This window comes from Rhizobium sp. 57MFTsu3.2 (assembly GCF_012932765.1).
GTDB classification, from domain to species: Bacteria; Pseudomonadota; Alphaproteobacteria; order Rhizobiales; family Rhizobiaceae; genus Rhizobium; species Rhizobium altiplani.
On the sequence record NZ_JDWI01000017.1, the window covers coordinates 92,238 to 116,688 of the forward strand.

Below are 24,451 nucleotides of genomic sequence, written 5' to 3' on the forward strand. Positions count from 1 at the left end.
TGATCATGAACGCCAAGGAAAAGGGCTATTTCACCGAGGAAAATTCCGTCGAGGTGGTCACAAGCCGAAACGCCGATGCGAAGAGCGCGCGCTTGAAGGAGGTGATGGAGGTCGTCACCCGCAAGCTGCACGAGGCGGTAAAGGAACTGGAGCCGACGCAGGAGGAGTGGATGGAGGCGATCCTCTTCCTCACCCGCACCGGCCATATGTGCAACGAATGGCGGCAGGAGTTCATCCTCCTGTCAGATGTGCTCGGCGTCTCGATGCTGGTCGATGCGATCAACAACAGAAAGCCCTCGGGCGCCTCCGAGAGTACCGTCCTTGGACCATTCCATGTCGCGGATGCGCCGGAACTACCGATGGGTGCCAATATCTGCCTCGACGAGAAGGGCGAGGACATGGTGATCAGCGGCCGCATCCTCGATACCGCGGGCCGGCCGATTGAAAATGCGGTCATCGATGTTTGGCAGGCGAATGACGAGGGGTTCTACGACGTGCAGCAGAAGGGAATTCAGCCGGATTTCAACCTGCGCGGCATTTTCCGCACCGGTGCTGATGGACATTACTGGTTTCGCGCGGTGAAGCCGAAATACTATCCGATCCCGGACGACGGCCCGGTCGGCCAACTGCTTGGCCATCTCGGTCGCCATCCCTACCGGCCGGCGCACTTGCACTATATTGTCAAGGCAGACGGGTTCGAAACACTCACCACCCACATCTTCGACCCGGATGATCCCTATATCCATTCGGATGCGGTCTTCGGCGTCAAGGAAAGCCTGCTCGCAAAATTCTGCCTGATGAACGATCCTGTTCGGGCACACGAACTCGGGTTCCGGGATAAGTTCTGGCAGGTGGAACACGATTTCGTACTGGCTCCAAATCCGCGTCTATGAGCCGGAAGCGGGTCCCCGCCGCGGCAGTATTCACGACGATCGCGCTCTACCGCGTCTTGACGAGAAGACACTGATGGAAGTGCCGCGCAACCTTCGTCCTTACGCGGCTTTACTCTCATGAGGGGCAGGAGTGCCTTTCGGCTTACCATACAAGTCGATATTGGCATCGCCCCACTGCTTCAGGGCGAGGAGGATCGGCTCCATGCTGCGGCCAAGCGGAGACAGGCTGTATTCCACTTTCGGCGGCACCTGCGCATAGACCTTTCGTTCGATCAACCGATCCTCTTCGAGCTCGCGAAGCTGGTTCGTCAGCATGCGGGGAGTGACGTTCTGCAGCTGCCGCCGGATCTCATTGAACCGAAGCGTGCCAGAAAGAAGGTGGAAGAGCACCACAGACTTCCATTTACCATCGATGAGGCCGATCGCAGCCTCGACCGAGCAACCCGGCGAGCAGTCGAACCGGGAATGACGAACCTTGCCCATCTACGGTATCCTTTTTGATACTACGTGCGCATTTTGTGCGTATTGCACTTTAGCGAATATACGCCAGCTTATGCCTCATATCAAACAGCAAGAAGCAGGAGCTGAACATGAAGGCTGTGGCGTACAAGGCAGCAGGATCCATCGAGCGCAAGGATGCCCTGATCGACGTCGAACTTCCCCGTCCGACGGCGTCCGGCCGCGATATTCTCGTCGAAGTCAAGGCCGTGTCGGTGAATCCGGTCGACACCAAGATCCGCAGAAGCGTAAATCCTGCGCGGGATGAATGGAAAATTCTGGGTTGGGATGCCGTCGGCAAGGTCATCGAGACTGGCCCGGACGCGGGCGACTTCTCAGTCGGTGACGAAGTGTTCTACGCAGGCTCCCTGATCCGACCCGGCGCCAACAGCCAGTTCCACGTCGTCGACGAACGTATCGTCGGACGGAAGCCGAAGACGCTGTCCAATGCCGAGGCTGCAGCCCTGCCTCTCACGGCTATCACTGCCTGGGAAATGCTCTTCGACCGCCTCGACATTCGCAGGCTGGTGCCAGGCGCCGCCAACGCCATCGTCATTATCGGCGGAGCGGGCGGCGTAGGGTCGATCGCAATCCAGCTCGCACGCGCTCTGACTGATGTCACTGTCATCGCAACCGCATCTCGGCCGGAAACGCAGGAATGGGTGAAGTCTTTGGGTGCTCATCACGTGATCGATCATTCAAAACCGATCGCTGAACAGGTGGCCGCCCTCGGCATCGGTGCCCCGGCTTATGTCTTCTCGACGACGGAGACCAACCGTCATCTGAAGGAAATCATCGAGCTGATCGCTCCGCAGGGGCGCTTCGGCTTGATTGACGATCCTGAAACCCTGGACGTGACAGGTTTCAAGCGAAAGGCGGTCTCGATACACTGGGAGCTGATGTTCACGCGTTCGATCTATCAGACGGCAGACATGGCGGAGCAGGGGAAGCTGTTGAACGAGGTCTCCCGTCTCGTCGACGATGGCAAGATTCGCACGACCTTGACGGAGACACTATCGCCGATCAACGCAGCAAACCTGCAAAAGGCGCACGCCGGGATCGAGAGCGGTAAGACCAGGGGCAAGATCGTTCTTGAGGGCTTCTGAACCACCGTAGGCGGATCTCCATGGTGGGATCCGCCACCTAGCCATGTCGAGCCAGATCTCGCCAGGGACCGGGATGTTAGGTCTTACCAGACCTCATTTTCTACTGCAGGTGCATTGATCCACGCTTGTTCTTCTGGAGACCGAGAAGAGTCGGCATCATAGCCCTCCAGCAATTCATCGAGCGTATATTTGGCTTGACGCACCTTCATCGTTTTGCGGGCACTCGATGCGGGTTCTGCGATAATCTGCATTTCCTTTAACGAAACGGTCATCTCTTGGCCCTCTGTTAGACCCAGCATGTTGCGAGCAGCGACCGGCACAGTCAGGTCTAACGAGCCGCCAGCCTTCTTTAGCTTGGAGGTTGTCGAAAAGTCTTTCCTCGCCGATTGACCTCTTGTTGTCGCCATTGGCTTCGCTTCATCAATTTAGAACATTTATACAACATTGGAATGAGTAGGTCGCAAGATGCGCAAGTCGGACGCCAACGCCCACCCGAGGTGGCGATGGCCCGAACATTCTGTCCGAATTATGCCCATTTCAGCAGATCGGCCTCTTCCCACCCTCGGTGGAGCGTGAACAGCGCTTCAGTGCCTCCATTTCCCACTCAGGATACGGAAATAGCAGCAATAATTCCGGCTTACTCAGTGAGGGGTTCGCCTTTCAAATCTGCTAAGACTCGAGGCGTTGCTGGGTCTGCTGGTCAAAGAAATGGACCTTTGAAGTCGCGAAGGATAGCTTCACGCGCTGGTCAGGAACAAGCTCGACACGATCTCGGACCACCCATGTCAGCTCCTTTCCTTCCACATCGACGGCTATGTGAGTTTCCGAGCCAGTCGGTTCGACAACCTTTACGGTAGCTGCGACACCATCCTCGCCGCCCAACGAAATGTCTTCGGGACGAATTCCGAGTGTCACGGGCCTTCCGGCCGATGCACTGGGAGCGCGCGACAGGACTGCACGCGATCCGCCCGACAGGGTAAGTGCTGGGCTGGCTCCATGATGCAGGGTTCCCTCCAGGAAATTCATCGCAGGCGAACCCAGGAAGCCAGCGACGAATATGTTTCGCGGTCGATCATATAACTCGAGTGGGCTGCCGATCTGCTCGACGCGCCCTCCTTGTAGAACAACGATCTTGTCGGCCATGGTCATGGCTTCGATCTGATCGTGCGTGACGTAGACGATCGTCGTTTTCAGGCGCTGGTGAAGCGCCTTGATCTCCGCGCGCATCTTGACACGGAGCTTGGCGTCAAGATTCGAGAGAGGTTCGTCGAACAAAAACACCTTGGGATCGCGGACGATGGCGCGCCCCATGGCAACGCGCTGTCGCTGGCCACCAGACAGTTGCGCGGGCTTCCGCTCGAGCAGAGGCTGCAGCCCAAGGATGGCTGCCGCCTCGCTGACCTTCTTGTCGATCTCCGGCCGCTTCACACCTGCAAGCTCGAGGGCGAAGCCCATGTTCTGGGCAACCGTCATCTGCGGATAGAGCGCATAGTTCTGGAAGACCATCGCGATGTTGCGATCCTTCGGCTGCAGATCGTTGACGACCCTGCCGTCGATGCTGATCTGCCCAGACGAAATCTCCTCGAGGCCGGCGATCATGCGCAACAACGTCGACTTGCCGCAGCCGGAAGGACCGACGAGAATGACGAACTCGCCGTTGGCGATGTCGACGTCGACGCCGTGGATGATATCAACCGCCCCGTAGGACTTCTTGACGTTCTTGATGTTCAATCCAGACATTTCGGAACCCCTAAACTAGCGCTTTGCGCGAACGCGCAGCGCCTGATGCGGTTTGCGCGGGATGACGACACCGAAGGCAGCGTCCGGCTTTCCTCCGCGTGTCACCGCACCGTGGCGCACAGGATGCGTCACTGGAGCCTTGACCTTTTCGGCGGGAGTGATCGTCATTTCCCAGGTATCGATGAGGTCGACCTCGTAGCTGTCGCCGTCCATGGGCAGCCCGGACGACCAGATCACCGGCTGATGTTCGCCAAAGTAGATCAGACGGAAATCGCCGTCGCCATCACGCGCGCCAGACACGCGCGACCACGGCCACTGCGTGACAGGACCGATCGGGTCGAGACCATTCTTGACATCGGCGTCGAGAAGGTCGCGAAGGAAACCGATGCGCTTCCATGCTTCGCCATGAAGCTCGCCGCCCTTCGCCCACCAGATCAAGTCCTCCGGATGGGAATAGGTCTCGCCGTGGCCCGTGTAGCCGCCGCGTGTCGCCGTGATCCAGTAGCGGTGAACGAGTTCCCGAGCAGTGAGGTTGCCCCAGGACTCCAGAATGTCGCCTTCATATTCCGGCTCGTCGTTCACCACGGGCTTGCCATAAGTGTCACGCCATTCCTGGGTACGCTTGACGTCCGGGTTCTGGATGCAGGTGTGGGTAACCCATGGCTTGCGATGATCGTAGTTCGAGTTGACGTCGCCATTGTGGATCGAGCGTAGGTGCTGGTAGGGATCGTTTTCCTCCAGAATGTGGAAGTAGCGATCCCACTGCGCCATCGGCTTGGTGTCGATCAGGAAGTCGTACTCGTTGGCAAGCGACCACCAGACGTTCCTGTAGGCCGACAGGCGCGCCGCAAGATAGGCGACGTAGCGGTAGTCCTGTTCGGCGGACATGTCCGCATAGCCCCAGCGGTCATACGGATGGAACATGATGATGTCGGCTTCAATGCCAAGCTGGCACAAGGCTGCGACCTGCTTGTCGAAATGCTGGAAGAGGACAGGATTTGGACGGTCGAAGTTTTCCTTGCCATCGGCGCCATTCTCGAAGGAGGCATAAAGGGGCTCGTTGACGTTATAGGGATAGTCCTTCGGGAAGACGCCCATGCGGATCTTGTTGAACTTTGTCTTCTTCAACGTATCGAGGGTCTGCTGCTGCATCTCAAGCGGCTGGTGCGTCCAGGCATAGCAGGTCGTGCCAAACGAGAAGAAGGGCGTCCCGTCCGCGTAAGCGAAGTGGAACTTGTTGCGCACCCGGACAGGGCCATGGTTGCCCGACGAAGGTGCTGTGGCGACCAGGGCTCCAGTCTTTCCATCAAGCACCGCGGTCTGCGAGCGGGTGCGGAACGACCATTCGCCCTCGATATCAGGCATGAAGCGAACGCGATAGGTCCCATTGCCGTCGTAAAAGCCTGGAACCCTGACCTCCCGGCTCTTGTGCGTGAAGATGGCATCGAATGCCACGTCGAGATAGGGGTTGCCGTCGGAGGGACCTTGGAAAGAGGCCTCGAACACGCCCCATTTTTCGACTGTTGCATTGGACATTGAATTCTCTCCTCGTAGAATAAGCTTTCAGCCCTTGACCGCACCTGATGTGAGGCCGGACACGAAGTAGCGCTGGAACATCAGGTATACGATCGTCGCCGGCAGGACGGTCATGACGATGGCTGCGTTGAGTTGCCCGTAATTGCTCGAGAACTGCCCCTGGAAGGACATGAGGCCGAGTGGCAGCGTCCACATCTTCTGGTCTTGCAGAAGGACCAGTGCCATGGCGAATTCGTTCCAGGTGGAGACGAAATCAAGGATGAGCAGCGCCGCGAGTACCGGCAGACAGACCGGAAGGAATATCCGCCTGAAGATCGTGAAGTGCGTGGCGCCGTCGATGAGGGCGGCTTCCGACAACTCCTTCGGGATCCCCTTGAAGAAGCCGTGCAGGATGAAGACCTGATAGGGAACGCCGAAGGCGATATAGGGAAGGATGACGCCCGGATATGTGTCGATCAGCCCGAACGAATTCACCAGGGTGAAGAGAGGGGCGAGCATGACCTGGAACGGGATCATTGTGCCGAAGACCACAAGCAGCAATAGAGCCTTGCTGAACCTAAGCTTGATCTTGGCCAGCGCATAGGCCGCCATCGCCGACAGCATCAGGCCAAGCGGTACCTTGATGACGGTAATGATGACGCTGTTGAAGAACGAGTTGGCGAAGTTTCCCCGGCTCCAGGCGCCACTGTAGTTGTCGAAGGCAAGCTCGGTCGGCGGCACGAACGCGCCGGTACTTGTCACGGCGGCAGGCGTCTTCAGCGATGTGAAGACGATGAAGACGAACGGAGCGACCCAGATCAGCGCCACGATCACCAGTGCGATCCACAGGCCAATCAGAATGGGGTCACGCTTCATCGACGACGGATGCGCTTTGAGGTGCACAACGGCGGGATCGGTCGGAATTGCTGTCACGATTCAACCTCCTCGTGCTTCTGTGTCCATCGAAGGTAGGGAATGACGACCGTCATTGTGATCAGCAACAGAACGACCGAGATGGCTGCGCCGCGACCAAAATCAAAAATCTGCATGGCCTGCGTGAACGCCCATAACGCCAGCATCTGCGTGGATTGGGCCGGGCCGCCGCCGGTCAAACCATAAACAATATCAAAGGCCTTGAGCGACGAGATAATGGAAAGCACGAGCACGATGGTGATGGTCGGACGCAGGGCCGGCAGCGTCACGTGCTTGAACACGGCAAAGCGCCCGGCGCCATCGATGCGTGCGGCTTCGACAAGCGTCAGCGAAACGTTCTGCAGACCGGCGAGGAACAGGACCATCGAAAAGCCGACCGTCTGCCAGATATAGGCGACGAAGACGGAGTAGAGGGCGATGTCCTTGTTACCCAGCCAGTCCTTGATCCAAGCCTGCATGCCCCAGGACGTCAGCACCTGGCTGAACAGACCGAAGAACGGGTCATACATCCACTTCCACATGGTCGCCACAGCGATTGGGGCGATGATGACGGGAAGATAGAAGATGGCTCTGAGGCTGTTGCGTCCGAAGATCTTCTGATTGAGGCTAAGTGCAAGAAGTAGCCCGACCATTGGTGGAAAGACCAGACTCATCAAGGTCCAGATCACCGTGTTGCGGAAGGCAACCCAGAAGACAGGATCGCGCGTAAAGATTGCCGTGTAGTTGGCAAGTCCGACGAACTGGCGGTTCGCATCTAAACCGTTCCATTTCTGAAAGCTCAGAAGCACGACGTTCAGCATCGGATAGAGCGCGAATACCGCGTAGATCGCCAGGGCCGGAACGAGCAGAATGAGCGCTTGGGTTCGCGGATCGTGTGTCGTTTGACGTAGTGACATGTTCTCCTCCTGGCAGCGAAGCGACCCCGCCAGCTCATTGAACGGTGCACCAGCCGATCGACGGTCAGTCAGATCGGCTGGCGCTCTGGGAGGAACTAGGTCCGGCTGGCGATGAAGCTCTGGAGCTGCTTGGCAGCGTCTGCCGGCTCAACATTGCCGGAGGCGACTTCGTTGATGATGCGGAAATACTCCGTCGTAACATCAAGCGGGAAAGCCTGGTCACCGTTCATGTAGACGTTGCTGTACTTCTTGAAGATGTCGAGCCACTCGGCCTCAAGAGGCTTCTGGTTCGTGTACTTGACGTTCTTGTTGACCGAGATCGAGCTGATCTGGCCAACCAGATCCTGCTGAACCTTGTCGGACAGGAAGTAGTCGAGGAACTTGGCCGCCATGTCAGGGCTTTTGCTCTTCGTGCTGACATAGTTGTACTCGGCAAACCCATAGAGACGATCGGTGTTCGTCGGGAAGGGGAAGATGCCGTAGTCATCGAGGTTTGCGCCGCTGCCGTCGAGCTGGCCGACAAGCCAGTCACCTTCGAGCATCATCGCCGCACGCCCGGCCGTGAAGAGGCTATAGGACTGCTTGTTGTCGATGCCCATGAACGGCTGCAGTGTGTAGTCCTTCGTCCACTTGGCGAATTCGGCGAACGCGTCGGTTGCGCACTGCTCCTTCGTCCAATCGACCTTCATCGCCTTCAGAGCATCGTGCTTGTCGGCGCCGCACTTAGTTTCGAGGATAACGTCCATCAGGCGCATGACGTGCCAGTTGACGGTTCCGCCGAACGTGAAGGCAGGAATGCCCGCAGCCTTCAGCTTCTCTGCAGCGGCAAGGAGATCCTCATAGGTCTTCGGCTCTTCCTTGATGCCGGCCTGCTCGAAGAGCTTCTTGTTGTAATAGACGGCCTCGCCCTTGAAAGTGAACGGAACGCCATGCTTGCCGCCGGGGTAGAGATCGGCGAAAGCCGCGGCGGAGGGGAGCAGTTCGTCGTTCCACTTGTATTCCGTGTAGTACTTGTCGAGAGGCAACGAGAGACCGGCCTTCACGTATTCGCCGCCAAGGCCAAGCCCTGCCCAACTGAAATAGATGTCCGGGCCCTTGTCGGATCCCGCAGCCACACGCAATGCGGTCTTATGCTCGTCGACTGCGCGTTGGACGATTTCTACATGAGTTCCGGGGTTGGCGGCCTCGAAATCGCTGGCGATTTTCTTGAGGGCAACATTTGCGGCGTTGTTATCGAAGTTAAGCGTCCAGAGGGTGATGTCTTCGGCCAGTGCGGGCGTCGCCGACAGCGCGGCAACAGCCATTGCAACGATGCTCGCAGATTTCAATTTTGCAGTCAGGGTCAGCATTACCGTCCTCCTCTTGTAAGCTGAGGACCTTCTTACAGATAGTGATCGACATGTCAACTGGTATGATGAGCTAACCATCGTGCCGGGTTAGAAAGGCTGAAATTGCTTCGATCACGATGACCGCAGAGGCGGCTCCAGGATCGATATGCCCCAACACCCTGTCGCCCAGTCGGGAGGAACGCCCTTTTGCGGCAACCATGTCACGGGTTGCTTCGCAGCCATCGCGTGCCGCGCGAACCGCCGCGTCAAGGCATGCCGAGATGTTCGCCCCCGTCCGCCTCGCTTCCATCGCGGCGTCCGCCGCCGGCCTCCAGGCGTCGATCATGGTCTTCTCACCGGTCTCGGCCTTGCCCCTGTCCTGAATTCCCTGTGCCATCGCCCTGAAAGCATCCAGGAAGTCGTCGTCCGATAGCGTATGCTTGTCTTTAACGGCAGTTCCTGCACGCATGAATGCGGTCGCATACAATGGACCAGAGGATGCTCCGACTGCATTCAAGAATGCTTTGGCCGCGGTGTTGAAAAGAAAGGTCGGGGCGGCTTCGACCTCGTCGAGTTGGAGAACAGCCTTGGATGCCGCTTGCCAGCCGGCATCCATGGCGAGACCATGATCTCCATCGCCGATCACACCGTCCAGTTCGCACAGCCGGTCGCGATTCTTCGCGACTTCCTCCGCGGTCAGCGAAAACATTTGCTGCAGTTCTCTGGTCGCTATCGCCATCTGCTCACTTTCGAAACATTGCGCAGTCGCAGGGATGATCGATCAATTCCTGCAGCTCGTCGTCGAGGTGCATCACCGTGATCGATGCCCCGGCCATTTCGAGCGATGTGCAGTAGTTTCCAACAAGTGACGTGTGGATCAGCAGGCCGGCGTCTTCAAGACGGGCCTTCACGCGTCGCATCATGATGTAGAGCTCCATCATCGGCGTCGAACCGAGTGAGTTGACCAGCACCGCCACACGATCACCAGCCTCCGCGGCTCCCATCTCCCCAAGAATGCCGTCCAGCAACTGGTCGGTGACCTCGTCGGCCGATCTCAGTGGACCGCGAGCCACACCGGGTTCTCCGTGGATACCCATGCCGATCTCCATCTCGTCTTCGCCGATGAGGAAATTGGGCTTCAGCGTCTGCGGAAGCGAGCAAGGCGAGAGAGCAACCCCCATCGTATAGGTTCGGGAGTTCGCGTGACGAGCGACACGTTCGACATCCTCAAGGGAATACATGAGATCGCACGCCGCACCCGCCGCCTTGAATATGAAGACGTTACCCGCCACGCCACGCCGCTTGTCGCCCTGTTCGGGAGGAGCGGAAGCGACGTCATCCGTCGTCAACACAGTTCGCACCTCGATGTCATCGAGACCGAGCAGTTCGGCCGCCATGTCGAAATTCATGACGTCGCCAGCGTAGTTCCCGTACATGAAAAGCACGCCGGCGCCACCATCTGCGGCCTTGGCACATGCGACGATCGGGTCGGGCGGTGGCGATGCGAAGACGTTCCCAATCGCCGCAGCGTCGGCAAGTCCCTTGCCCACATATCCGAGAAAGGTCGGCTCGTGTCCGGAACCACCCCCGATGACAAGACCGACCTTTCCATTTCGCGGGCCGTTCTTGGCGACGATTGCGCGAGGCATGTCTTCAACCGCGTACAGGTGCTCGGGATGCGCCGCCAGGACGCCCTCCAGCATTTCGTCGACGGCATCCGCACCGGAATTTATTAGTTTCTTGGTCTTCACGCCAACCTCCCCGATCGAGCTCCGGTACGATAGATGCAGCCGCCGCGCTCGAGGTCAATCGGACAGCGAAAGGATAGCGGTGCCGAACGGCGGCAGCCCGAGCTTCAGGCCGCCACATTCCACCGCCTGTTCGTTGCTTGTCACGTTGACGGCGTGGAGCTGCGAGCCCGCCGGGCCAATGCTGGCGAACGCAAGAACCCTGGAAGGCGAGCTCGAGATGCATTCTTGCCATTCTGTTCCCGCCAACGCTGCGAGCGCGCGAACGGCGCCGTACAACGGACGCGGATCGCCTTTTCTGCCTGGTTCATCCGCACCTGCGATCAATCCGAACGGTCCCGTCAGCGCAGAGAGCGTGAGGCACTCCAGATCCGCACCCAGAACGCTTGTCGCATAGGCTAGGGCAAAGGCAGCGGCAAACTGTCCATTGTGCCGAGGATCACGGTTGGCCATCGGGATACGCCCGCCCGACGGATTATCCATTGTACGGCTGCCGTAGGGATTCTGCCGCATCGGGATTGTCGAAGGACCGATCCGGTAGGGCTTGTCGCCGTAGATCGCACGCACCGAGCGGGTAATGAAGGGCAGGGCCTCCAACGTCTGCATCACGCTGAGATCGTCGGCCGCATGCACGATCGGATTCGTGCAATGGCTGATAAACGCAAGCTGCCCCTCCGGCACACGCTTGCGGTTGAGTTCGGTGAAGTAGCTGAGCATGCCGCCGCCGATCCGGATGCCCGCAAATGCGGCATGGGCAGCAGCGTAGACGTCTTCCAGCGGCGGACAGTCGGGCCATTTGCTTCCAGGCGGCGTCGACTGCCGATCGACGGAGGGCGAGATCATGATCGCGTCCGGCCTGAAGCCGGCCGAGCGCATGTCTCGTGCAATGGTCGCCGTTTCATCCGCCGGGGCTTGCCTGCACGGAAGCGCTATCTCCAACGTCGAGCGACCGGGATGCGTCGCGGCGATGTCAGCGAACCGCTTCAGCGCTTCCACCCCATGACCAGCACCTGGATCGAAATGGAAGAGCAGCTCCTGTGGGGCTATCTCCGCGAGGAAAGGTTGCGCAGACAGACAAGCCTCGGCCTCCTCGGGCGTGATGATCAGGCCGATCGCCGGCATCGCGCCGGTCCGTCCGCCAAGGCGGAGTTTGACCACTTCTGCCGAGGCGCCGGCCGTTGGGTGCCGCCCTACTGGGCGGCTGTCCTTGATGATCAGCGATATCTTCTGCCGGACGGGCTGACCAGCGGGTATTTGATAGGGCCAGGGAAGGGCAAGCGGTCTGACGTAGGTCTTGTAGGACGCATCCGACCAGTTTCTCTGGTCCTCCATCTCGAAGGTGTCGCCCTCCATCCGGCATTCGGCGCTGACGCCGGGCATCGCCACGTAGGTAATGGCGCGCATGTCCTTGAACGGTTGCCAAGGTTCGATGAAGTCAGGAAACCGCGTCACCTCCGTCGCGCCGTCGACGTGTTCTACCGTGGCGGGTGCGCCGCCCAAGCCTACGATCGGATGAAGAATGCAGAAGCCGCAGCGGTTGGTCTCGAAGCCGGTTTCCGACGCAGCTTCGGCTTCGAAGTCGAGGCGGTCGCTCTGTCCAACGATGCGGACGTCAACGACGAGACCGGTGTCCCCCGGCCCTCGGCATCGAGCGCGATAGGTTACTTCGAACGCACCTCCGTCGTGGCCGATCGCCAGATCTTCGATTTCCGGGCTGTAGGTACCCCAGTCGCGGTCACGAACAAGGTAGGAGACTGCCCGCAGCACCTCTGTTCCATCGTAACGGATCGTTCGAAGGTTACCGCCGACGAGGTCGACTTCGAGCTTTTTGGCACTGAGCCGGACCGGTGTCGTCTCGGCGTCACGGGTGCCGTAAAGAAGGAAGGGGTCGCCGGTCATCGCAGCATTGCTCCGACATCTACGGTCTGACCGCTGGCTGCGCTTTCATACGCTCCTTCGACAAGGGCAAAGGTCTTCAGATTGTCTGCCCCTGACGTCGAATGCTCCGCGCCCTGCTTCAGTTTGTCGACCCAGTGCTGCTGGATCGCGTAGACGCTTTCCTGGATGTTGTGCCAGGGGCGCGAGGCCCACGACAGTAGTATCGGAGATACGTCATCGGTCGCAGTCCCGTTGGCGTTTGTGACCTCGAGCTGGTAGCCTTGCGTCAGACGGATTGTTCCCTCGGAACCATCGATTTCGATCAATGTTTCGGGGAAGGGCTCCCTGGAAAGTTTCGTAGCGTAGCTGACGTCGACAATCGATGTCGCGCCGCTTTCGTGATCGAGGAGGATCGTCGCTACATCCTCGCCCTTGATGTTCGGGTTGACGCGTTTGGTCCTTGCGCTGACGGTGGCGACGTCGCCAAGGATGTAGCGAGCGATGTCCAGCGTATGGATCCCGAGGTCCTCGATGATGAACCGCTCTCCCTCAGCCAGATAGGGCTGGCCCGAAAAGACATCGTAGCCGGAACGGAAGGAGAAGCGGCCCCAGAATGGCGTTCCGATCGATCCCTCGTCCAGAACCTTGCGGACAGCCTGGATCGGCCTCTGCCAGCGAAAGTTCTCGTGGACCATCAGCGGAATACCTGCGGCGCGGCAGGCTGCAACCATTGCCTTGGCATCGGCGAGCGTCTTGGCGAACGGCTTCTGGCAGATCGCAGGCACCTTGTGCTGCGCCGCCATTTCAACAAGGATCCGATGGCTCTGAACCGTCGTGGCGATATCGACGAAATCAAAGCCGCCGTCCGAGAACAAGGCGTTCGCGTCACTGTAGCGCCGCTCGATGCCAAACTGATCGCCGACGATCTTCAGCCTTTCAGGATCGCGATCGCAGATTGCAACGATCCTGGCGCCGCCGACATCGTTCCAGGCGTGCATCTGGTTGATCGCGAAGAATCCGCAACCGATCAATGCGCCGTTCAATTCAGACATTTCAACCTGCCTTTGCCATTTGCATCAGAGTAACGCGCTGTTGCAGGCGGCGCTGCGCCTGGTCGACGACAACAGCGATGATGATCACCAGCCCCTTGATGACCATCTGCCAGAAGGACGAAACGCCCATCATCACCAAACCGTCTGACAGGATTCCGATGACGAAGGCGCCGATGATCGTCCCGCCGATAGTTCCGCGACCACCCGACATCGAGGTGCCACCAAGGACGGCTGCCGCGATCGCGTTAAGCTCGAAGCTCTCGCCCGTCGCCGGATGGGAAGCCATCAGCTCTGAAGAGATGATGACGCCGACGATTGCCGCGCAGAGCCCGGAAAACATGTAGACGAAGATCTTCACGATATCGACGCGGATGCCCGACATGCGGGCTGCGCGTTCATTGCCCCCGACGGCGAAGATGTGGCGCCCGATCGGGGTGGAACGCGCGACGTAGGCAGCCAGCAACGCCAACGCAATCAGGATCCAGATCGATACCGGCAGTCCGAGGATGCGCCCTGCACCGAAGAAGTCGAAGCCGGTCGTTGAATATTCAGGGCGACCAACGAGGTTCGGAAAGGTCTGCCCGTCCGAGGAGAGCAGAGCGAGGCCCCGGGCAATGTAGAGCGTGCCGAGCGTCGCGATAAAGGGAGCGACATTCAGCTTGGTAATCAGCAGACCGTTGATGAGGCCAATCAGTAACCCGATCGATAGCGTGATCAGCACAATCTCGAAAAGGTTGAAGTAGATCGTATAGCCGATAGGAAGCTCGATGCCGTAGAGGATCAATCCGCCGGCCACCATGCCGCAAAGCCCGACGATCGATCCCACGGACAGGTCGATGCCGCCGGTGATGATCACGAAGGTCATCCCCATGGCGAGGAAGGCATTCAACGCCACGTGCTTCGACATCAGGATCATGTTCGCCGTTGACGTGAAGTTCGGGGCGAAGATCGCAAAGAAGATGATAACCGCGAAAAGTGCGATGAAGGTTCTGAGCTTCATCAGAGTGAGAAGAACAGAGCCGTTCGCGCTGGCCTGTGCGGAAGTGGATGATGTGGCCGCCGTCATGACGCGCGTTTCCCTTGATGTCCGTGTCCCTTGGCCGAAGCCGCGATGATCGCGTCCTCCGTCGCCTCGGCCCTGTTAAAAACGTCGACCAGTTGGCCGTTGCTCAGAACTGCTATGCGATCAGAAAGCGCCATGACCTCTTCGAGGTCTGAGGTCGAGAACAGAATGGCTAGTCCTTCGGCCGCCAGCCGGCGCATGGTGCGGAAGACGTCAGCCTTGGCGCCGACGTCGATACCCCGGCTCGGCTCGTCCATGAGCAGGACCTTCGGATTGGTCATCAAGGCCTTGCCGATCACCACCTTCTGCTGGTTGCCACCTGACATCGACGTCACCTCGAAGTCCGGATTGGGCGCCTTGATCGATAATTCCCGTATGGCGTCGCGAATGGCATCCTTCTCTGCCGTCGCATTGATGTGGAAAAACCGCGCGAAGCGGTTGAGGCTCGCAAGCGACAGGTTGCCGGCGATCGACAGGACCTGGACCAGGCCTTCCCGCTGCCGGTCTTCAGGGATCAGCGCCAGCCCCTTGCGGATTCGGCGGGTGACGTCGCGCGCGTGGATCTCTTCGCCATCAATGAAGATCTTCCCTGTCGAGTGCATGTGGCGTCCGAGCACGCACTCGAAGAACTCGCTGCGCCCAGCGCCCATCAGGCCATAGATTCCAAGGATCTCTCCTGATTTGACTGAAAGCGAGACATGATCGACAGCAAGGCCTCCCGTCGGTCGGGGGAGGCTGATGTCCTCCGCACGGAACATCTCTTTGCCGACCGCATGATCCACGGATTTTGCGAAGTCCTTGGCGTCGGAGCCGATCATGGAGCGCACGATCCAGCGCGTGTCGATGTCACGGACCACGGCCTGGCCGGTGATCTGGCCGTCACGCAATACCATGATGTAGTCGCCGATGCGCATCAGTTCTTCCAGCCGATGCGAGATATAGACGATGGCGACGCCTTGAGCCTTGAGTTCCGCGATCACCTTGAAGAGGATTTCGACTTCCGCGGCCGAAAGCGCCGACGTCGGTTCGTCCATGATGAGGATGCGCGCATTGAGCGACATCGCTTTGGCGATTTCAACGAGTTGCTGCTGACCGATGGGAAGGTCCTCGACCATCGTTTCCGCGTTGATTCCGGCGTCCAATCGTTTCAGAAGTGCGCCCGCCTTCTCGACCTGCGCCTTGTGGTCGATGCCGCGCAGGCCGCGGGTGATCTCGCGGGTCGCGAAGATGTTTTCTGCGACAGACATGTTGGCGAAGAGATTGAGCTCCTGGAAGATCATCCCGATGCCGTGCGCCTGAGCGTCGGCCGGGCTGTCGAATGAGACCTGTTCGCCGTCAAGGATAATATTGCCGAGCGTCGGACGCTCGACACCAGCGATGATCTTCATCAGCGTCGACTTGCCGGCGCCGTTTTCGCCGACCAGGACGTTCACCGCGCCACGACGAAGCTCGAGACTGGCGCGCTTGACTGCAACGATGCCCGAATAGACCTTCGACACGTCCTCGAGACGCAGGATGATATCGTCCTTGGATACCCCGCTCACGCTCATGATCCCACCGTCAGTTCCGAAGGTGTGACAAGCGGAGGCTGCCCTTCGCTAGGCAAGGGATATGCTCCAATGACGGTCACGGTCTTGCCGACCAGCCCGTCGCGCGGCACAGCGGCAAGGAAGGCCGCGTTGGCCTTCTCGTTGAATGCCTTGCCGAACTGGGCCCATTCGATCTGGTTCTTGAATTCGTTGAAATTGACGAAGTCCAGCGTGTCGCGCAAGGCGGTGCCGCGAAGTGCCGGGCCGATCTGGACCTTCGCGTCAGCCTTGCCGTCGCCGTTGGTATCGACATCAAGTGTTGCCGCGCGTGAGGCGGTATCAGCGGTGATCACCTTTCCGGTGAACTTGACAGCATAGGTCCAAGGTGAACTGCTTTGCTTGTGCGGGTTGCCATATTTCTCACCGGCCTGATCCGGGCTGGAAGTCGCAAGCTGCGTGACATCCTTCAGCTCTCCCGCCTTCTTTTCGAAGTAGGGAACGACCTGCGGCTGCCAGATCGCGTCGACCCTTGCTTTCGGATCAAAGGCGTCCTTGGCAGCGGCTGCGGCCTTTTCCTCCGCAGTCGGTGTCTTGACGATCTTGCAGCCAGGCAGCGCCGCAACAATCACCGCGGCGAGCAAAGCGCCCTTCATTCTCCACATGCGACAGGCCCCGATAACAGCAACAACGCGCAGAGGGCGCCATCGACGCCCTCTGCATTGGACTAAGCAATGATCAGTTTGTGAGGGCAAAAGTCTCGAGCTTGCCAGAGTTGTCGGAATTGATGAGAACGCAGTCCATCAACTGCTTCTCTTCCTTTGGCATCGTCTTGTTCTTGATGTAGGCGTCGGCCTGCTCGACCGCGAGCTGTGCCTGAGCGTAGGCAGGCTGCAGCACGGTGGCCTTGATGCCGCCAGCCCTGATCGAGTCACGGACATCGTTCGAGCCGTCGAACCCGACGACAATCACGTCCTTGCGGCCGGCTGCCTGCAGGGCTGCGATTGCGCCCATGGCCATTGTGTCGTTGCCTGAGATCACGCCCTTGATGTCAGGGTTGGCTTGAAGGATGGTTTCCATCTTCGAATAGGCTTCTGTCTGGCTCCAGTTCGCCGACTGCTTGGCAACCGACTTCAGATCCGGATAGTCGTCGATGACGTCGTGATAGCCCTGGGAGCGGATACCGGCGTTCGTATCGGACTCCTTGCCGACCAGCTCGACATAGTTGCCCTTCTCGCCCATCAGCTTGACGAATTCCTGAGCGCCAAGCTGGGCACCCTGGTAGTTGTTGGAGACGATCTGGGCGACAGCCACGCCAGTGGCATTGATTTCGCGGTCGATCAGGAAGGAGGGGATGCCTGCATCCTTGGCCTTCTTGACGGCAGCGACCGATGCATCCGCGCCCGCGTTGTCGAGGATGATCGCCTTGGCGCCACGACCGATCGCCGTGTCAATCATTTCGGACTGCTTGTTGGCATCATCGTCATGGGTCATGACGAGAGCTTCGTAGCCAAGCTCCTTGGCCTTGGCTTCAGCCCCCACGGCTTCCGCCTTGAAGAAGGGGTTGTCATGGGCGGGCGTGATGATGGCGATCAAGTCCGCGGAGAAGGCCGGAATGGCCGTTCCGAGCGCCAGCGCACCAGCAAAGGCGGCAAGTGTCAGTCTGCGTGTCAGTCTCATGGTTGTCCTCCCGAGTATGAATGGACCCCAACTCCCATGGGGCGGTTGAAGGGGAGGCTGCTGCCTCCCCAATTTGCGTCAGGTGATGCGCCGGATGCTTTCGGCGATCTCCTTTGGTTCGAAGACTTTTTTCCAATCGTCGCGCATCAGGGCAGGGATTCCGAATTCGATGGCCTTGTTGCAGGCATCCGAAAACACGCCCTGGACCTCACCGAAGATCACCGCGCCGAGAACGTTCATGTGTCCAAGCAGGAAGTCGCGGGCAGCTTCTTCAGGCACGCCGCGCGCAACGCATTCGTCCATGGCCTGCTTCATGACGACGAGGAGCGAGGCGCAGACGGTCTCGGAAAGGCCAGGCTCCAGCATCGCCAACTGGTCGACGGTGACCCGGTGCGACCGCATGACCGGAGCCCAGATGACCTTGGCGATTTCTTCTCCAAGGCCATAGGCACTTTCCGGTCCCTGCATCAGGGCCGAAACAATGTGCTGCTTTGCAAAGAGGCCACCAAAGTGGTCCTTCTTGGCCTGCATCTCCGTTTCGTCGTTGAAGATCGGCGGATGGCAGGGATGGGTGACGAAGTAAGTAAGGTCGTCCCGCTTCGGCAGATGGCCCGCGAAGGGAGCCGCCGCGTCGAGGGCTACGACCATGGTCCCCGGCTTCAGCTTGTCGACGATGCCCGAAGCCACCTTGCCAATCGCCGTATCGGGGACAGCCAGGATGACGACCTCTGCCCCTTCGAGACCAGCATCGGGAGCGACGCAATCGACGCCGAGATCGTCTTTCAACCGCGCCTTGCCGGCGTCGCTAACCTCGATATGGCGGACGTCGAAGCGCGAACCTTTCAGGTTTTTTGCAAGACGGTAGCCCATTTTGCCACCGGCGCCGAAGAGGGCAATTGTGGTCATGTTTCCTCACCTTTTCTGTGATCTGGATAGGAGCATAATCTGGTATGATGAGTCAATCACCATATCAGCGTAACATTAGTTGTGAGGCGCTTTCTGGGCATCGAGCCGATCGATGGCCTCGACATTCCCCGCCGAAGCGCCCTTGGGGTCGAACTCGGCCGCAAGCCAGACATCGACGATCGACTTGGCGAGTTCGGGTCCGATGACGCGCGCACCCATGGTGATGATCTGGGCGTTGTTCGACTTGGCCGCGCGTTCAGCCGAGTAGGTGTCATGAGTAAGGGCGGCACGGATCCCCGGGACCTTGTTTGCGGAGATGCAAACCCCGATGCCGGTGCCGCAGATCAGGATACCGCGGTGATGCTCACCGTCGACGATCGTCTGTGCGAGCTTCTGCGACAGGTCAGCGTAGAAGCCCGACTGGCTCAGGTCGTGAACTTCCAGGTCGGCCTTGCTGGCAAGGTGAGCGGCGATAACGTCGAGCAGCGGCTTGCCGGCGCTATCGGCGCCAATTGCGATCTTCATGGCAGTTTCCTTTCACTAGCCGTGGGGCATATGGATCAGCGTTCGATCGCCGCGGCGACGCGGCGCAGAATGTCGAGATAACCGTCAACGGACCAAGCCGACCGGCCTATGAACAGGCCATCGATATGCGCCTGTGCGATCAGTTCCTCGCAGTTTTGCGGATTGACGCTGCCGCCGTAGAGGACAGGCACCTGGCGGCCCAGAACCCCCATGGCAACATCGGCGATTTTGCCGTGGCGCTCAGATGCGTAGTCTGCCGTAGCCGGAATGCCATTGACGCCGATCGCCCAGACGGGCTCGTAGGCAAGCAGGACTTGCGCGTCAGCCATGTCGGCGACAGGTCCCAGGGCCGCCTCAACCTGCTTTCGCAAGACGACGTCGGCCTGCCCGGATTGGCGCTGGTGCAATGTCTCGCCGATGCAAATCAGGGGCGTCAGGCCATGGCGAACGGCGGCAGCCACCTTGAAGCCCACGGTTTCGTCGGTTTCTCCGAAGTGTTCCCGGCGTTCCGAGTGGCCAAGCTCCACCAGGTCAAGTTCGCAGTCCTTGAGCATTGGCGCGGAAACCTCGCCAGTCCAAGCACCCGCATCCTCCCAGTGCATGTTCTGCGCGCCAACTTTGACGGAGGTGCCCGAAAGAGTTCGCTTGACTTCGCGCACCGCTGTGAAGGCTGGGATGACGAACCGCTGTATCAGGGGATCGCTGTCGCGATCAGCCTCCGCCAGGCGGCTGGCAAAAGCGAGTGCTTCCGCCAGGGTCTTGTTCATCTTGAAGCTTGTACCGACCCAAAAAGCCATTTCAGCTCGTCCTTCCGTCGCGGATCTGCGCGAAGTAGCCGTCCGTTCCGATCTGGCCGCCCTTGAGCGCGATCTGGAGCCCGTCCGTCGGCGGGTAGCTTCCGTGCGCCAGGCAAAGTGGTGAACCGGGTGTCTGAGGAAGGGGCAGGAGGGTGGTCAGCGCCTCTACCTTCAGTTGCCTTAGGGCGTGGCTTGACGTATCGCCGCCGGCGATGACCGCGCGAGAAAGTCCTTCGCGCTCGACCATCTGGCGCAGTATCGTACCTAGCGCCCGCCCAAGGGTGTGGCGGGCACCGGATATCCTGTCGATATCGCCGCCGACATCAGCCGCAGGGCCGAGGGCTGTATGGAGAATGACGCTCCGTCCCTCCTTGAGCCTCTCGACGCCATTTTGGACGGCCGCGTCGATCGCGCTTTCGCCGTACTCCGATACGAGTGCCAGAGGATCGAGCGCAATGTCTGCGAAGCCGTCTTCCTTCGCCTGTCTGATCTGACGTTCAGTCGTGGGCGACACACTTCCGGAAACAACCGCGAGGCGGTCGACCGGGCCAACGTCGGGAAAATCCCAAGTTCCGGCAATTGCGCCGCTTTGTCGCCAGGCATTGAGAAGCGCGTACTCTATTCCGGACGACCCAGCGAGGAAGCTCCCGAACTGACCTGCCAGGCGAACGAGCTGGCGACCCGCGGCAGCTTGCGTCGCCTCCGAATCCACGTCGATGAGAAGAATTCCGCCTGCCTCCGCGGCCAATCGGTCAATGCGCAGGTCGGCATCGGCCGACGCGATCGTTGCAAGGTCCGCCAAGGCAACGGGCAGTCGGGTCTGCTTGGACAAATGAACAGCCAGATCGGCCTCACCCATCGGGGTGACCGGATGGCGGCTCATGACCGGGTGACGATCTATCCGATAGACGCTGCCCTGGTAGGCGGCAAAAAGATTGCCGAACGCCGTGTACCGCTTCAGTTGCGGTGCACCGACAACGACCGGCACGACGGTCTGCCCGAACGTTTCGCGTCCAATGTCGATGGCTTTTCCGATGCTCCCCGTCTCGGGACTGGAGTCGAACGTCGAGCAGACCTTGTAGTGGCAGAAATTCGCCCGAAGCGACTTCAGCCATTCGAAGGCGGTGGTGAGGTGCGACTGCATCCATTCCGGCGTCTGGCTGCGGCTCGTCCCGGCAAGACCGATCGCCTTGCAGTCCTTGAAGCGCGCAATCATTTCGGGCGAGGGGATGTCGAGAAAGAGTGCGGTTGCAACACCGTGCGAGGCCAACGCCTCCATGACGTCGGTTGAACCGGTGAAGTCATCGCCGTAATAGCTCACGAGAAGGTCTTCCATCGCGGTCAGGCGCCCTTTCCGTCGCTGAACTTGGCGATTGAGGCAGCCAATTCAGGATGGTCCTGTGCGTAGGTCTCGAGCGGGATGCCGGCCACAGCCGCCTGCCAGGCCTGCTGCACGGCGCGGACGCCGGAGGCCGGGCCACCTGGATGGCTGACGATGCCACCGCCGCAGAGATAGAGGAGATCTGTCGTGCGGCCCGTTCGTTGATACGTCTCGGGCGCCTGGCCACCCCACTGGCCGGAACCGGCAACCGGCAGCGGGCAGTCGGACGCATCAAAGAGGGGCGTACTGACAGCCTTGAACGACGAAACGAAACTCTCGTCCGGCTCCCAATATTTGACCCTGATGCCGTTGATCTGGAACTGGTCGACGCCGAGCAGGCGCCAAAATTGCTGGTAGACCCGGAAGTCCATGCCGGCGCCGGGATGCCGCGTGAGCACGTCCCAACCGTTGCGGTGGGCATGCAGCACGAGATTTGACCGCTTTCGCAGGAAGCTCATGCCGCCGAAGCCGATCGAATTGATGTTGACGACGGCGCAGTTGCCGCCGGCCTTGGCGACGATGTCGTGATTGCGCATCATTTCGTCGGGGTCGGCGTGCGAGATGCCGAAGGCATACATCACCTTCTTGCCGGTCCTTTGCTCGTGATCGAGAATCCGCGGCATGATGGCAGCGACGCGTTCCTTGAGCGGCGAGTAGGCCGGGCTCATCAGCTTCTCGTCGTCCTTGATGAAATCGACACCAGATTCGATGAGTTCGCCGACGAGTTCTGCGGTTTCGTGCGGACGAAGTCCGAGCGCCGGCTTGACGATCGTCCCAATGATCGGGCGCCCTTCGACACCGGTCAGGCGGCGGCTGCCGGGAATGCCGAATTGCGGTCCGGGATGTGCTGCTCTGAAGGCTTCAGGCAGCTTCATGTCCACGATACGGATGCCGGTCATGCCCTTGATCGAATAGACGCCGCCGATGGCGATGGTCATCAGGGCTGACAGATCGGTTCCGATCGCATCGAGGGGAAAGGCGATGTCGACGTCGGCGCGACCAAGGCGCGTGCCGGGGGCAGCCTCGGGCCAGGTCGGCTGGGTGCTGTCATCAAGAGGGCGGATCGCCAGCACGCGCGCGGCGACACGCGACTTCAGTTCCTCGGTCTCTCCCGGGACCGGAACGAAGGTTCCCGTCGACTGATCGCTTGCGATCTTGTCCGCCATGGCCTCGATACTGCCAGGGGTCTCGATGCGGTAAGTCAGCGTGATCATCATGAAGTGCCAGTTGCTCCTCTCGCCAGATCAATTTGTCATGGCGTCAACTCGTGATGTGGTATAATGAGTATTCCATATGATGGGAAGCGAAATTTTACAAACGGAAATTGGGGCGCTTTGCGCAAAGCGCGGAAAGTAGTAGGAGGAGGTGATACTTGAGTCAGCGAGAGCTTATGAGCCAACCCATCGAACAGATCGTACGTCGGAAGCTGTCCGACGAGGTCTTTGATCGACTAGAGCGGATGATCACGTCGGGCGAGTTGCAGCCGGGCGACGAGATGCCTTCCGAGCGTGTTCTAATGGAGCGCTTTGGGGTTGGCCGACCGGCCATCCGTGAGGCCATGCAGTCGCTTGCCAACAAGGGGCTGGTCAACATTTCGCACGGAGAACGCGCGAGGGTTCTGAAGCTTACGGCCAGGTCCATATTTCAGCAGGTCGACCTGACGGCGAAGATCATGCTCTCGCAATCGTCGGACTCGCTTGAGCATCTCAAGAGCGCGCGGATATTCTTCGAGAGAGGCATGGCACGCGAAGCCGCACAACGGGCCTCGGCGACAGACATCAGCGATCTTAGGGAGATCATAGATCGCCAGCGCGACTGCCTTGGTCATGCCGAGGAGTTCATAAATGCTGACATGGGCTTCCACACCCGCATCGCGCAGATTTCCGGCAATCCGATCTATGTCGCTGTCAGCGAAGCGATGCTTGCTTGGCTGAAGGAATACCACACGGAAATGCTGATCTGGACGGGCAAGGAGAAGTTCACCTTGGCTGAACACGAGGAAATCGTGAATCGCCTGGAGGCCAATGATATCGACGGGTCGGAAACCGCGATCCTCAAGCACCTCGAACGCTCGAGTGCCCTCTACGCAAAGTGAGGTTTTGCAGAGCAGCTATACGCGCAGACCTCTCCCGCGACCTCACATTGCCGACCAATCGCCTTGTGCCGATAGTTGATCGCGGTCCCACCTTTGAGCGCAAAGACCTTCTCCGCCGCGATAAGGGGCAAGAGCCTTACGAGTAGTGCGACTTGCGCGGTGTGCCGAGAGGTAGGTAGTGACGGTAGCCGTGCTCGCAGAGCGTCCGCGCGCCACATGCAATCCTCAAGCTCTCGGTTGACACGGAACTTGACCGTAAATCAAAACTGTCATTTGCGTTTTACGGCCATGATGATGCCTCGAGCACGAGGCTCGATGGACGAGCACTCGCTTAGCCCTGCTCGTTCCCGGCCAGAAACCTATTGACTATTTAGAACATATCATGAACATGCGCCCTCATGCCCAGGCGCAAAGGCGAGCTCACTCCGGCAGAAATCGACCGGACGTATCCACACCAGATAGCGCTGTTTGCCGAGCTTTTCCTCGGTAAACTCGAGCAGGCGGCGGTCTGCCACGCAAACCATCTGCCCGCGCGGACATCAGGTCGAATGCGAGGATCGGAATTACAATGTCTTTTGCTTCGCTGCAAAGCCGCACGCGGAGCGTTTCATGCAGGAATTTGGCGGCGAGCCGTTGGATCGCCGCGACAGGGGAGGGCGCAAACTGGATGAGTGGTTTAACGCCAAGCTACGCTACGGAAGTGATCTACTACGCGACGAGCACACGTTGCTCCGTTTCCTATTTGGCGCAGGCATTCTCTACGCGTCTTCTGAGTTCAGAGCCACCTGCATCGCAACACGGTTAATCGAAACCGGTGGACAAAGACCGCAGCTGGTTACCCGCTGAAAGTGGTGGCGTTAAAGTGAACCTTTAAGCAAGAGACCGAAGACG

Annotated in this window: 25 protein-coding genes; 4 read left to right on the top strand and 21 right to left on the bottom strand. The window is 59.4% G+C overall.

The window, feature by feature from the left end; all coding sequences use genetic code 11:
- Positions 1–5 precede the first annotated feature (5 nt).
- A complete protein-coding gene (locus AF71_RS18480; protein ID WP_169682497.1) occupies positions 6–893 on the top strand; it encodes an intradiol ring-cleavage dioxygenase in 888 nt (295 codons plus the stop codon).
- Positions 894–992: 99 nt separating this feature from the next.
- Here AF71_RS18480 and AF71_RS18485 read toward each other — a convergent pair whose 3' ends face one another.
- Positions 993–1,376 (bottom strand): helix-turn-helix domain-containing protein, encoded by a 384-nt coding sequence (locus AF71_RS18485; protein ID WP_169682499.1) that lies wholly within the window; start codon positions 1,374–1,376, stop codon positions 993–995.
- Between the two features lie 107 nt (positions 1,377–1,483).
- Here AF71_RS18485 and AF71_RS18490 point away from each other — a divergent pair, with 107 nt between their 5' ends.
- Positions 1,484–2,497, top strand: coding sequence for a zinc-binding alcohol dehydrogenase family protein (locus AF71_RS18490; protein ID WP_169682501.1), 1,014 nt, complete (start codon positions 1,484–1,486; stop codon positions 2,495–2,497).
- Between the two features lie 83 nt (positions 2,498–2,580).
- Here the strand turns inward: AF71_RS18490 and AF71_RS18495 are convergent, their stop codons facing one another.
- The 19 genes from AF71_RS18495 to oiaX form a co-directional block, all read right to left on the bottom strand.
- A complete protein-coding gene (locus tag AF71_RS18495; protein WP_169682503.1) occupies positions 2,581–2,904 on the bottom strand; it encodes a hypothetical protein in 324 nt (107 codons plus the stop codon).
- Positions 2,905–3,166: 262 nt separating this feature from the next.
- Positions 3,167–4,237: a sn-glycerol-3-phosphate ABC transporter ATP-binding protein UgpC gene (ugpC, locus tag AF71_RS18500; RefSeq protein ID WP_169682504.1), complete on the bottom strand. Its 1,071-nt coding sequence runs from the start codon at positions 4,235–4,237 to the stop codon at positions 3,167–3,169.
- Positions 4,238–4,252: 15 nt separating this feature from the next.
- Positions 4,253–5,773 (bottom strand): DUF5060 domain-containing protein, encoded by a 1,521-nt coding sequence (locus tag AF71_RS18505; RefSeq protein ID WP_169682507.1) that lies wholly within the window; start codon positions 5,771–5,773, stop codon positions 4,253–4,255.
- 27 nt (positions 5,774–5,800) lie between these two features.
- Positions 5,801–6,685, bottom strand: a complete 885-nt coding sequence (locus tag AF71_RS18510; RefSeq protein WP_169682509.1) for a carbohydrate ABC transporter permease — start codon at positions 6,683–6,685, stop codon at positions 5,801–5,803.
- Entirely contained in the window at positions 6,682–7,581 is a 900-nt protein-coding gene (locus AF71_RS18515; RefSeq protein WP_169682511.1) for a sugar ABC transporter permease, read from the bottom strand. Before AF71_RS18515 ends, AF71_RS18510 begins: the two co-directional genes overlap by 4 nt.
- Before the next feature lie 95 nt (positions 7,582–7,676).
- On the bottom strand, positions 7,677–8,930 hold the full coding sequence (locus AF71_RS18520) for an extracellular solute-binding protein (RefSeq protein ID WP_169682514.1): 1,254 nt from the start codon (positions 8,928–8,930) through the stop codon (positions 7,677–7,679).
- A 70-nt stretch (positions 8,931–9,000) separates the two neighbouring features.
- Positions 9,001–9,648: a dihydroxyacetone kinase subunit DhaL gene (gene dhaL, locus AF71_RS18525; RefSeq protein ID WP_169682516.1), complete on the bottom strand. Its 648-nt coding sequence runs from the start codon at positions 9,646–9,648 to the stop codon at positions 9,001–9,003.
- Positions 9,649–9,652: 4 nt separating this feature from the next.
- Positions 9,653–10,660, bottom strand: coding sequence for a dihydroxyacetone kinase subunit DhaK (locus tag AF71_RS18530; RefSeq protein WP_169682518.1), 1,008 nt, complete (start codon positions 10,658–10,660; stop codon positions 9,653–9,655).
- Between the two features lie 54 nt (positions 10,661–10,714).
- On the bottom strand, positions 10,715–12,556 hold the full coding sequence (locus AF71_RS18535; protein WP_169682521.1) for a hypothetical protein: 1,842 nt from the start codon (positions 12,554–12,556) through the stop codon (positions 10,715–10,717).
- A complete protein-coding gene (locus AF71_RS18540; protein WP_169682523.1) occupies positions 12,553–13,587 on the bottom strand; it encodes a Gfo/Idh/MocA family oxidoreductase in 1,035 nt (344 codons plus the stop codon). The genes AF71_RS18535 and AF71_RS18540 overlap by 4 nt, the downstream gene beginning before the upstream one ends.
- A 1-nt stretch (position 13,588) precedes the next feature.
- A complete protein-coding gene (locus tag AF71_RS18545; protein WP_062370025.1) occupies positions 13,589–14,653 on the bottom strand; it encodes an ABC transporter permease in 1,065 nt (354 codons plus the stop codon).
- Positions 14,650–16,200, bottom strand: a complete 1,551-nt coding sequence (locus AF71_RS18550; protein ID WP_169682525.1) for a sugar ABC transporter ATP-binding protein — start codon at positions 16,198–16,200, stop codon at positions 14,650–14,652. The genes AF71_RS18545 and AF71_RS18550 overlap by 4 nt, the downstream gene beginning before the upstream one ends.
- Positions 16,197–16,841, bottom strand: coding sequence for a DUF2291 domain-containing protein (locus tag AF71_RS18555; RefSeq protein WP_169682527.1), 645 nt, complete (start codon positions 16,839–16,841; stop codon positions 16,197–16,199). Before AF71_RS18555 ends, AF71_RS18550 begins: the two co-directional genes overlap by 4 nt.
- 73 nt (positions 16,842–16,914) lie before the next feature.
- Positions 16,915–17,856 (bottom strand): D-ribose ABC transporter substrate-binding protein, encoded by a 942-nt coding sequence (locus tag AF71_RS18560; protein WP_062370017.1) that lies wholly within the window; start codon positions 17,854–17,856, stop codon positions 16,915–16,917.
- Positions 17,857–17,934: 78 nt separating this feature from the next.
- Positions 17,935–18,762, bottom strand: a complete 828-nt coding sequence (locus AF71_RS18565) for a phosphogluconate dehydrogenase C-terminal domain-containing protein (RefSeq protein WP_112665658.1) — start codon at positions 18,760–18,762, stop codon at positions 17,935–17,937.
- A gap of 75 nt (positions 18,763–18,837) precedes the next feature.
- Positions 18,838–19,287, bottom strand: coding sequence for an RpiB/LacA/LacB family sugar-phosphate isomerase (locus AF71_RS18570; protein ID WP_169682529.1), 450 nt, complete (start codon positions 19,285–19,287; stop codon positions 18,838–18,840).
- Between the two features lie 35 nt (positions 19,288–19,322).
- Positions 19,323–20,084 carry a triose-phosphate isomerase gene (locus AF71_RS18575; RefSeq protein ID WP_169682531.1) on the bottom strand — a complete coding sequence of 254 codons (762 nt, stop codon included), beginning with the start codon at positions 20,082–20,084 and terminating at the stop codon, positions 19,323–19,325.
- Between the two features lies 1 nt (position 20,085).
- Positions 20,086–21,420, bottom strand: a complete 1,335-nt coding sequence (locus AF71_RS18580; protein WP_169682533.1) for a four-carbon acid sugar kinase family protein — start codon at positions 21,418–21,420, stop codon at positions 20,086–20,088.
- Positions 21,421–21,425: 5 nt separating this feature from the next.
- Positions 21,426–22,682 carry a 3-oxo-isoapionate-4-phosphate decarboxylase OiaX gene (oiaX, locus tag AF71_RS18585; RefSeq protein ID WP_169682535.1) on the bottom strand — a complete coding sequence of 419 codons (1,257 nt, stop codon included), beginning with the start codon at positions 22,680–22,682 and terminating at the stop codon, positions 21,426–21,428.
- Positions 22,683–22,855: 173 nt separating this feature from the next.
- Between oiaX and AF71_RS18590 the strand changes: the two genes are divergently transcribed.
- Positions 22,856–23,560, top strand: a complete 705-nt coding sequence (locus tag AF71_RS18590; protein ID WP_169682538.1) for a transcriptional regulator NanR — start codon at positions 22,856–22,858, stop codon at positions 23,558–23,560.
- Positions 23,561–23,940: 380 nt separating this feature from the next.
- On the opposite strand, the gene AF71_RS32140 is transcribed toward AF71_RS18590, so the two are convergent.
- Positions 23,941–24,075: a hypothetical protein gene (locus AF71_RS32140; protein WP_281412461.1), complete on the bottom strand. Its 135-nt coding sequence runs from the start codon at positions 24,073–24,075 to the stop codon at positions 23,941–23,943.
- A gap of 94 nt (positions 24,076–24,169) precedes the next feature.
- On the opposite strand from AF71_RS32140, the gene AF71_RS31355 reads away from it, so the two are divergent.
- The gene (locus AF71_RS31355) at positions 24,170–24,406 is read left to right on the top strand and encodes a hypothetical protein (protein WP_210258307.1); all 237 of its coding nucleotides are present in this window, start codon (positions 24,170–24,172) and stop codon (positions 24,404–24,406) included.
- Positions 24,407–24,451 lie beyond the last annotated feature (45 nt).

What these genes read in the sequence shown, in the direction of transcription:
- AF71_RS18590 (WP_169682538.1), top strand. Translation starts at nt 22,856, where the DNA reads ATGAGCCAACCCATCGAACAGATCGTACGTCGGAAGCTGTCCGACGAG.
- AF71_RS18555 (WP_169682527.1), bottom strand. Translation starts at nt 16,841, where the DNA reads ATGTGGAGAATGAAGGGCGCTTTGCTCGCCGCGGTGATTGTTGCGGCG.
- AF71_RS18490 (WP_169682501.1), top strand. Translation starts at nt 1,484, where the DNA reads ATGAAGGCTGTGGCGTACAAGGCAGCAGGATCCATCGAGCGCAAGGAT.
- AF71_RS18540 (WP_169682523.1), bottom strand. Translation starts at nt 13,587, where the DNA reads ATGTCTGAATTGAACGGCGCATTGATCGGTTGCGGATTCTTCGCGATC.
- AF71_RS18565 (WP_112665658.1), bottom strand. Translation starts at nt 18,762, where the DNA reads ATGACCACAATTGCCCTCTTCGGCGCCGGTGGCAAAATGGGCTACCGT.
- AF71_RS31355 (WP_210258307.1), top strand. Translation starts at nt 24,170, where the DNA reads ATGCAGGAATTTGGCGGCGAGCCGTTGGATCGCCGCGACAGGGGAGGG.
- AF71_RS18495 (WP_169682503.1), bottom strand. Translation starts at nt 2,904, where the DNA reads ATGGCGACAACAAGAGGTCAATCGGCGAGGAAAGACTTTTCGACAACC.
- AF71_RS18570 (WP_169682529.1), bottom strand. Translation starts at nt 19,287, where the DNA reads ATGAAGATCGCAATTGGCGCCGATAGCGCCGGCAAGCCGCTGCTCGAC.
- AF71_RS18535 (WP_169682521.1), bottom strand. Translation starts at nt 12,556, where the DNA reads ATGACCGGCGACCCCTTCCTTCTTTACGGCACCCGTGACGCCGAGACG.
- AF71_RS18485 (WP_169682499.1), bottom strand. Translation starts at nt 1,376, where the DNA reads ATGGGCAAGGTTCGTCATTCCCGGTTCGACTGCTCGCCGGGTTGCTCG.
- AF71_RS18560 (WP_062370017.1), bottom strand. Translation starts at nt 17,856, where the DNA reads ATGAGACTGACACGCAGACTGACACTTGCCGCCTTTGCTGGTGCGCTG.
- AF71_RS18515 (WP_169682511.1), bottom strand. Translation starts at nt 7,581, where the DNA reads ATGTCACTACGTCAAACGACACACGATCCGCGAACCCAAGCGCTCATT.
- oiaX (WP_169682535.1), bottom strand. Translation starts at nt 22,682, where the DNA reads ATGATGATCACGCTGACTTACCGCATCGAGACCCCTGGCAGTATCGAG.
- AF71_RS18545 (WP_062370025.1), bottom strand. Translation starts at nt 14,653, where the DNA reads ATGACGGCGGCCACATCATCCACTTCCGCACAGGCCAGCGCGAACGGC.
- AF71_RS18505 (WP_169682507.1), bottom strand. Translation starts at nt 5,773, where the DNA reads ATGTCCAATGCAACAGTCGAAAAATGGGGCGTGTTCGAGGCCTCTTTC.
- AF71_RS18575 (WP_169682531.1), bottom strand. Translation starts at nt 20,084, where the DNA reads ATGGCTTTTTGGGTCGGTACAAGCTTCAAGATGAACAAGACCCTGGCG.
- ugpC (WP_169682504.1), bottom strand. Translation starts at nt 4,237, where the DNA reads ATGTCTGGATTGAACATCAAGAACGTCAAGAAGTCCTACGGGGCGGTT.
- AF71_RS18520 (WP_169682514.1), bottom strand. Translation starts at nt 8,930, where the DNA reads ATGCTGACCCTGACTGCAAAATTGAAATCTGCGAGCATCGTTGCAATG.
- AF71_RS18580 (WP_169682533.1), bottom strand. Translation starts at nt 21,420, where the DNA reads ATGGAAGACCTTCTCGTGAGCTATTACGGCGATGACTTCACCGGTTCA.
- dhaL (WP_169682516.1), bottom strand. Translation starts at nt 9,648, where the DNA reads ATGGCGATAGCGACCAGAGAACTGCAGCAAATGTTTTCGCTGACCGCG.
- AF71_RS18480 (WP_169682497.1), top strand. Translation starts at nt 6, where the DNA reads ATGAACGCCAAGGAAAAGGGCTATTTCACCGAGGAAAATTCCGTCGAG.
- AF71_RS18550 (WP_169682525.1), bottom strand. Translation starts at nt 16,200, where the DNA reads ATGAGCGTGAGCGGGGTATCCAAGGACGATATCATCCTGCGTCTCGAG.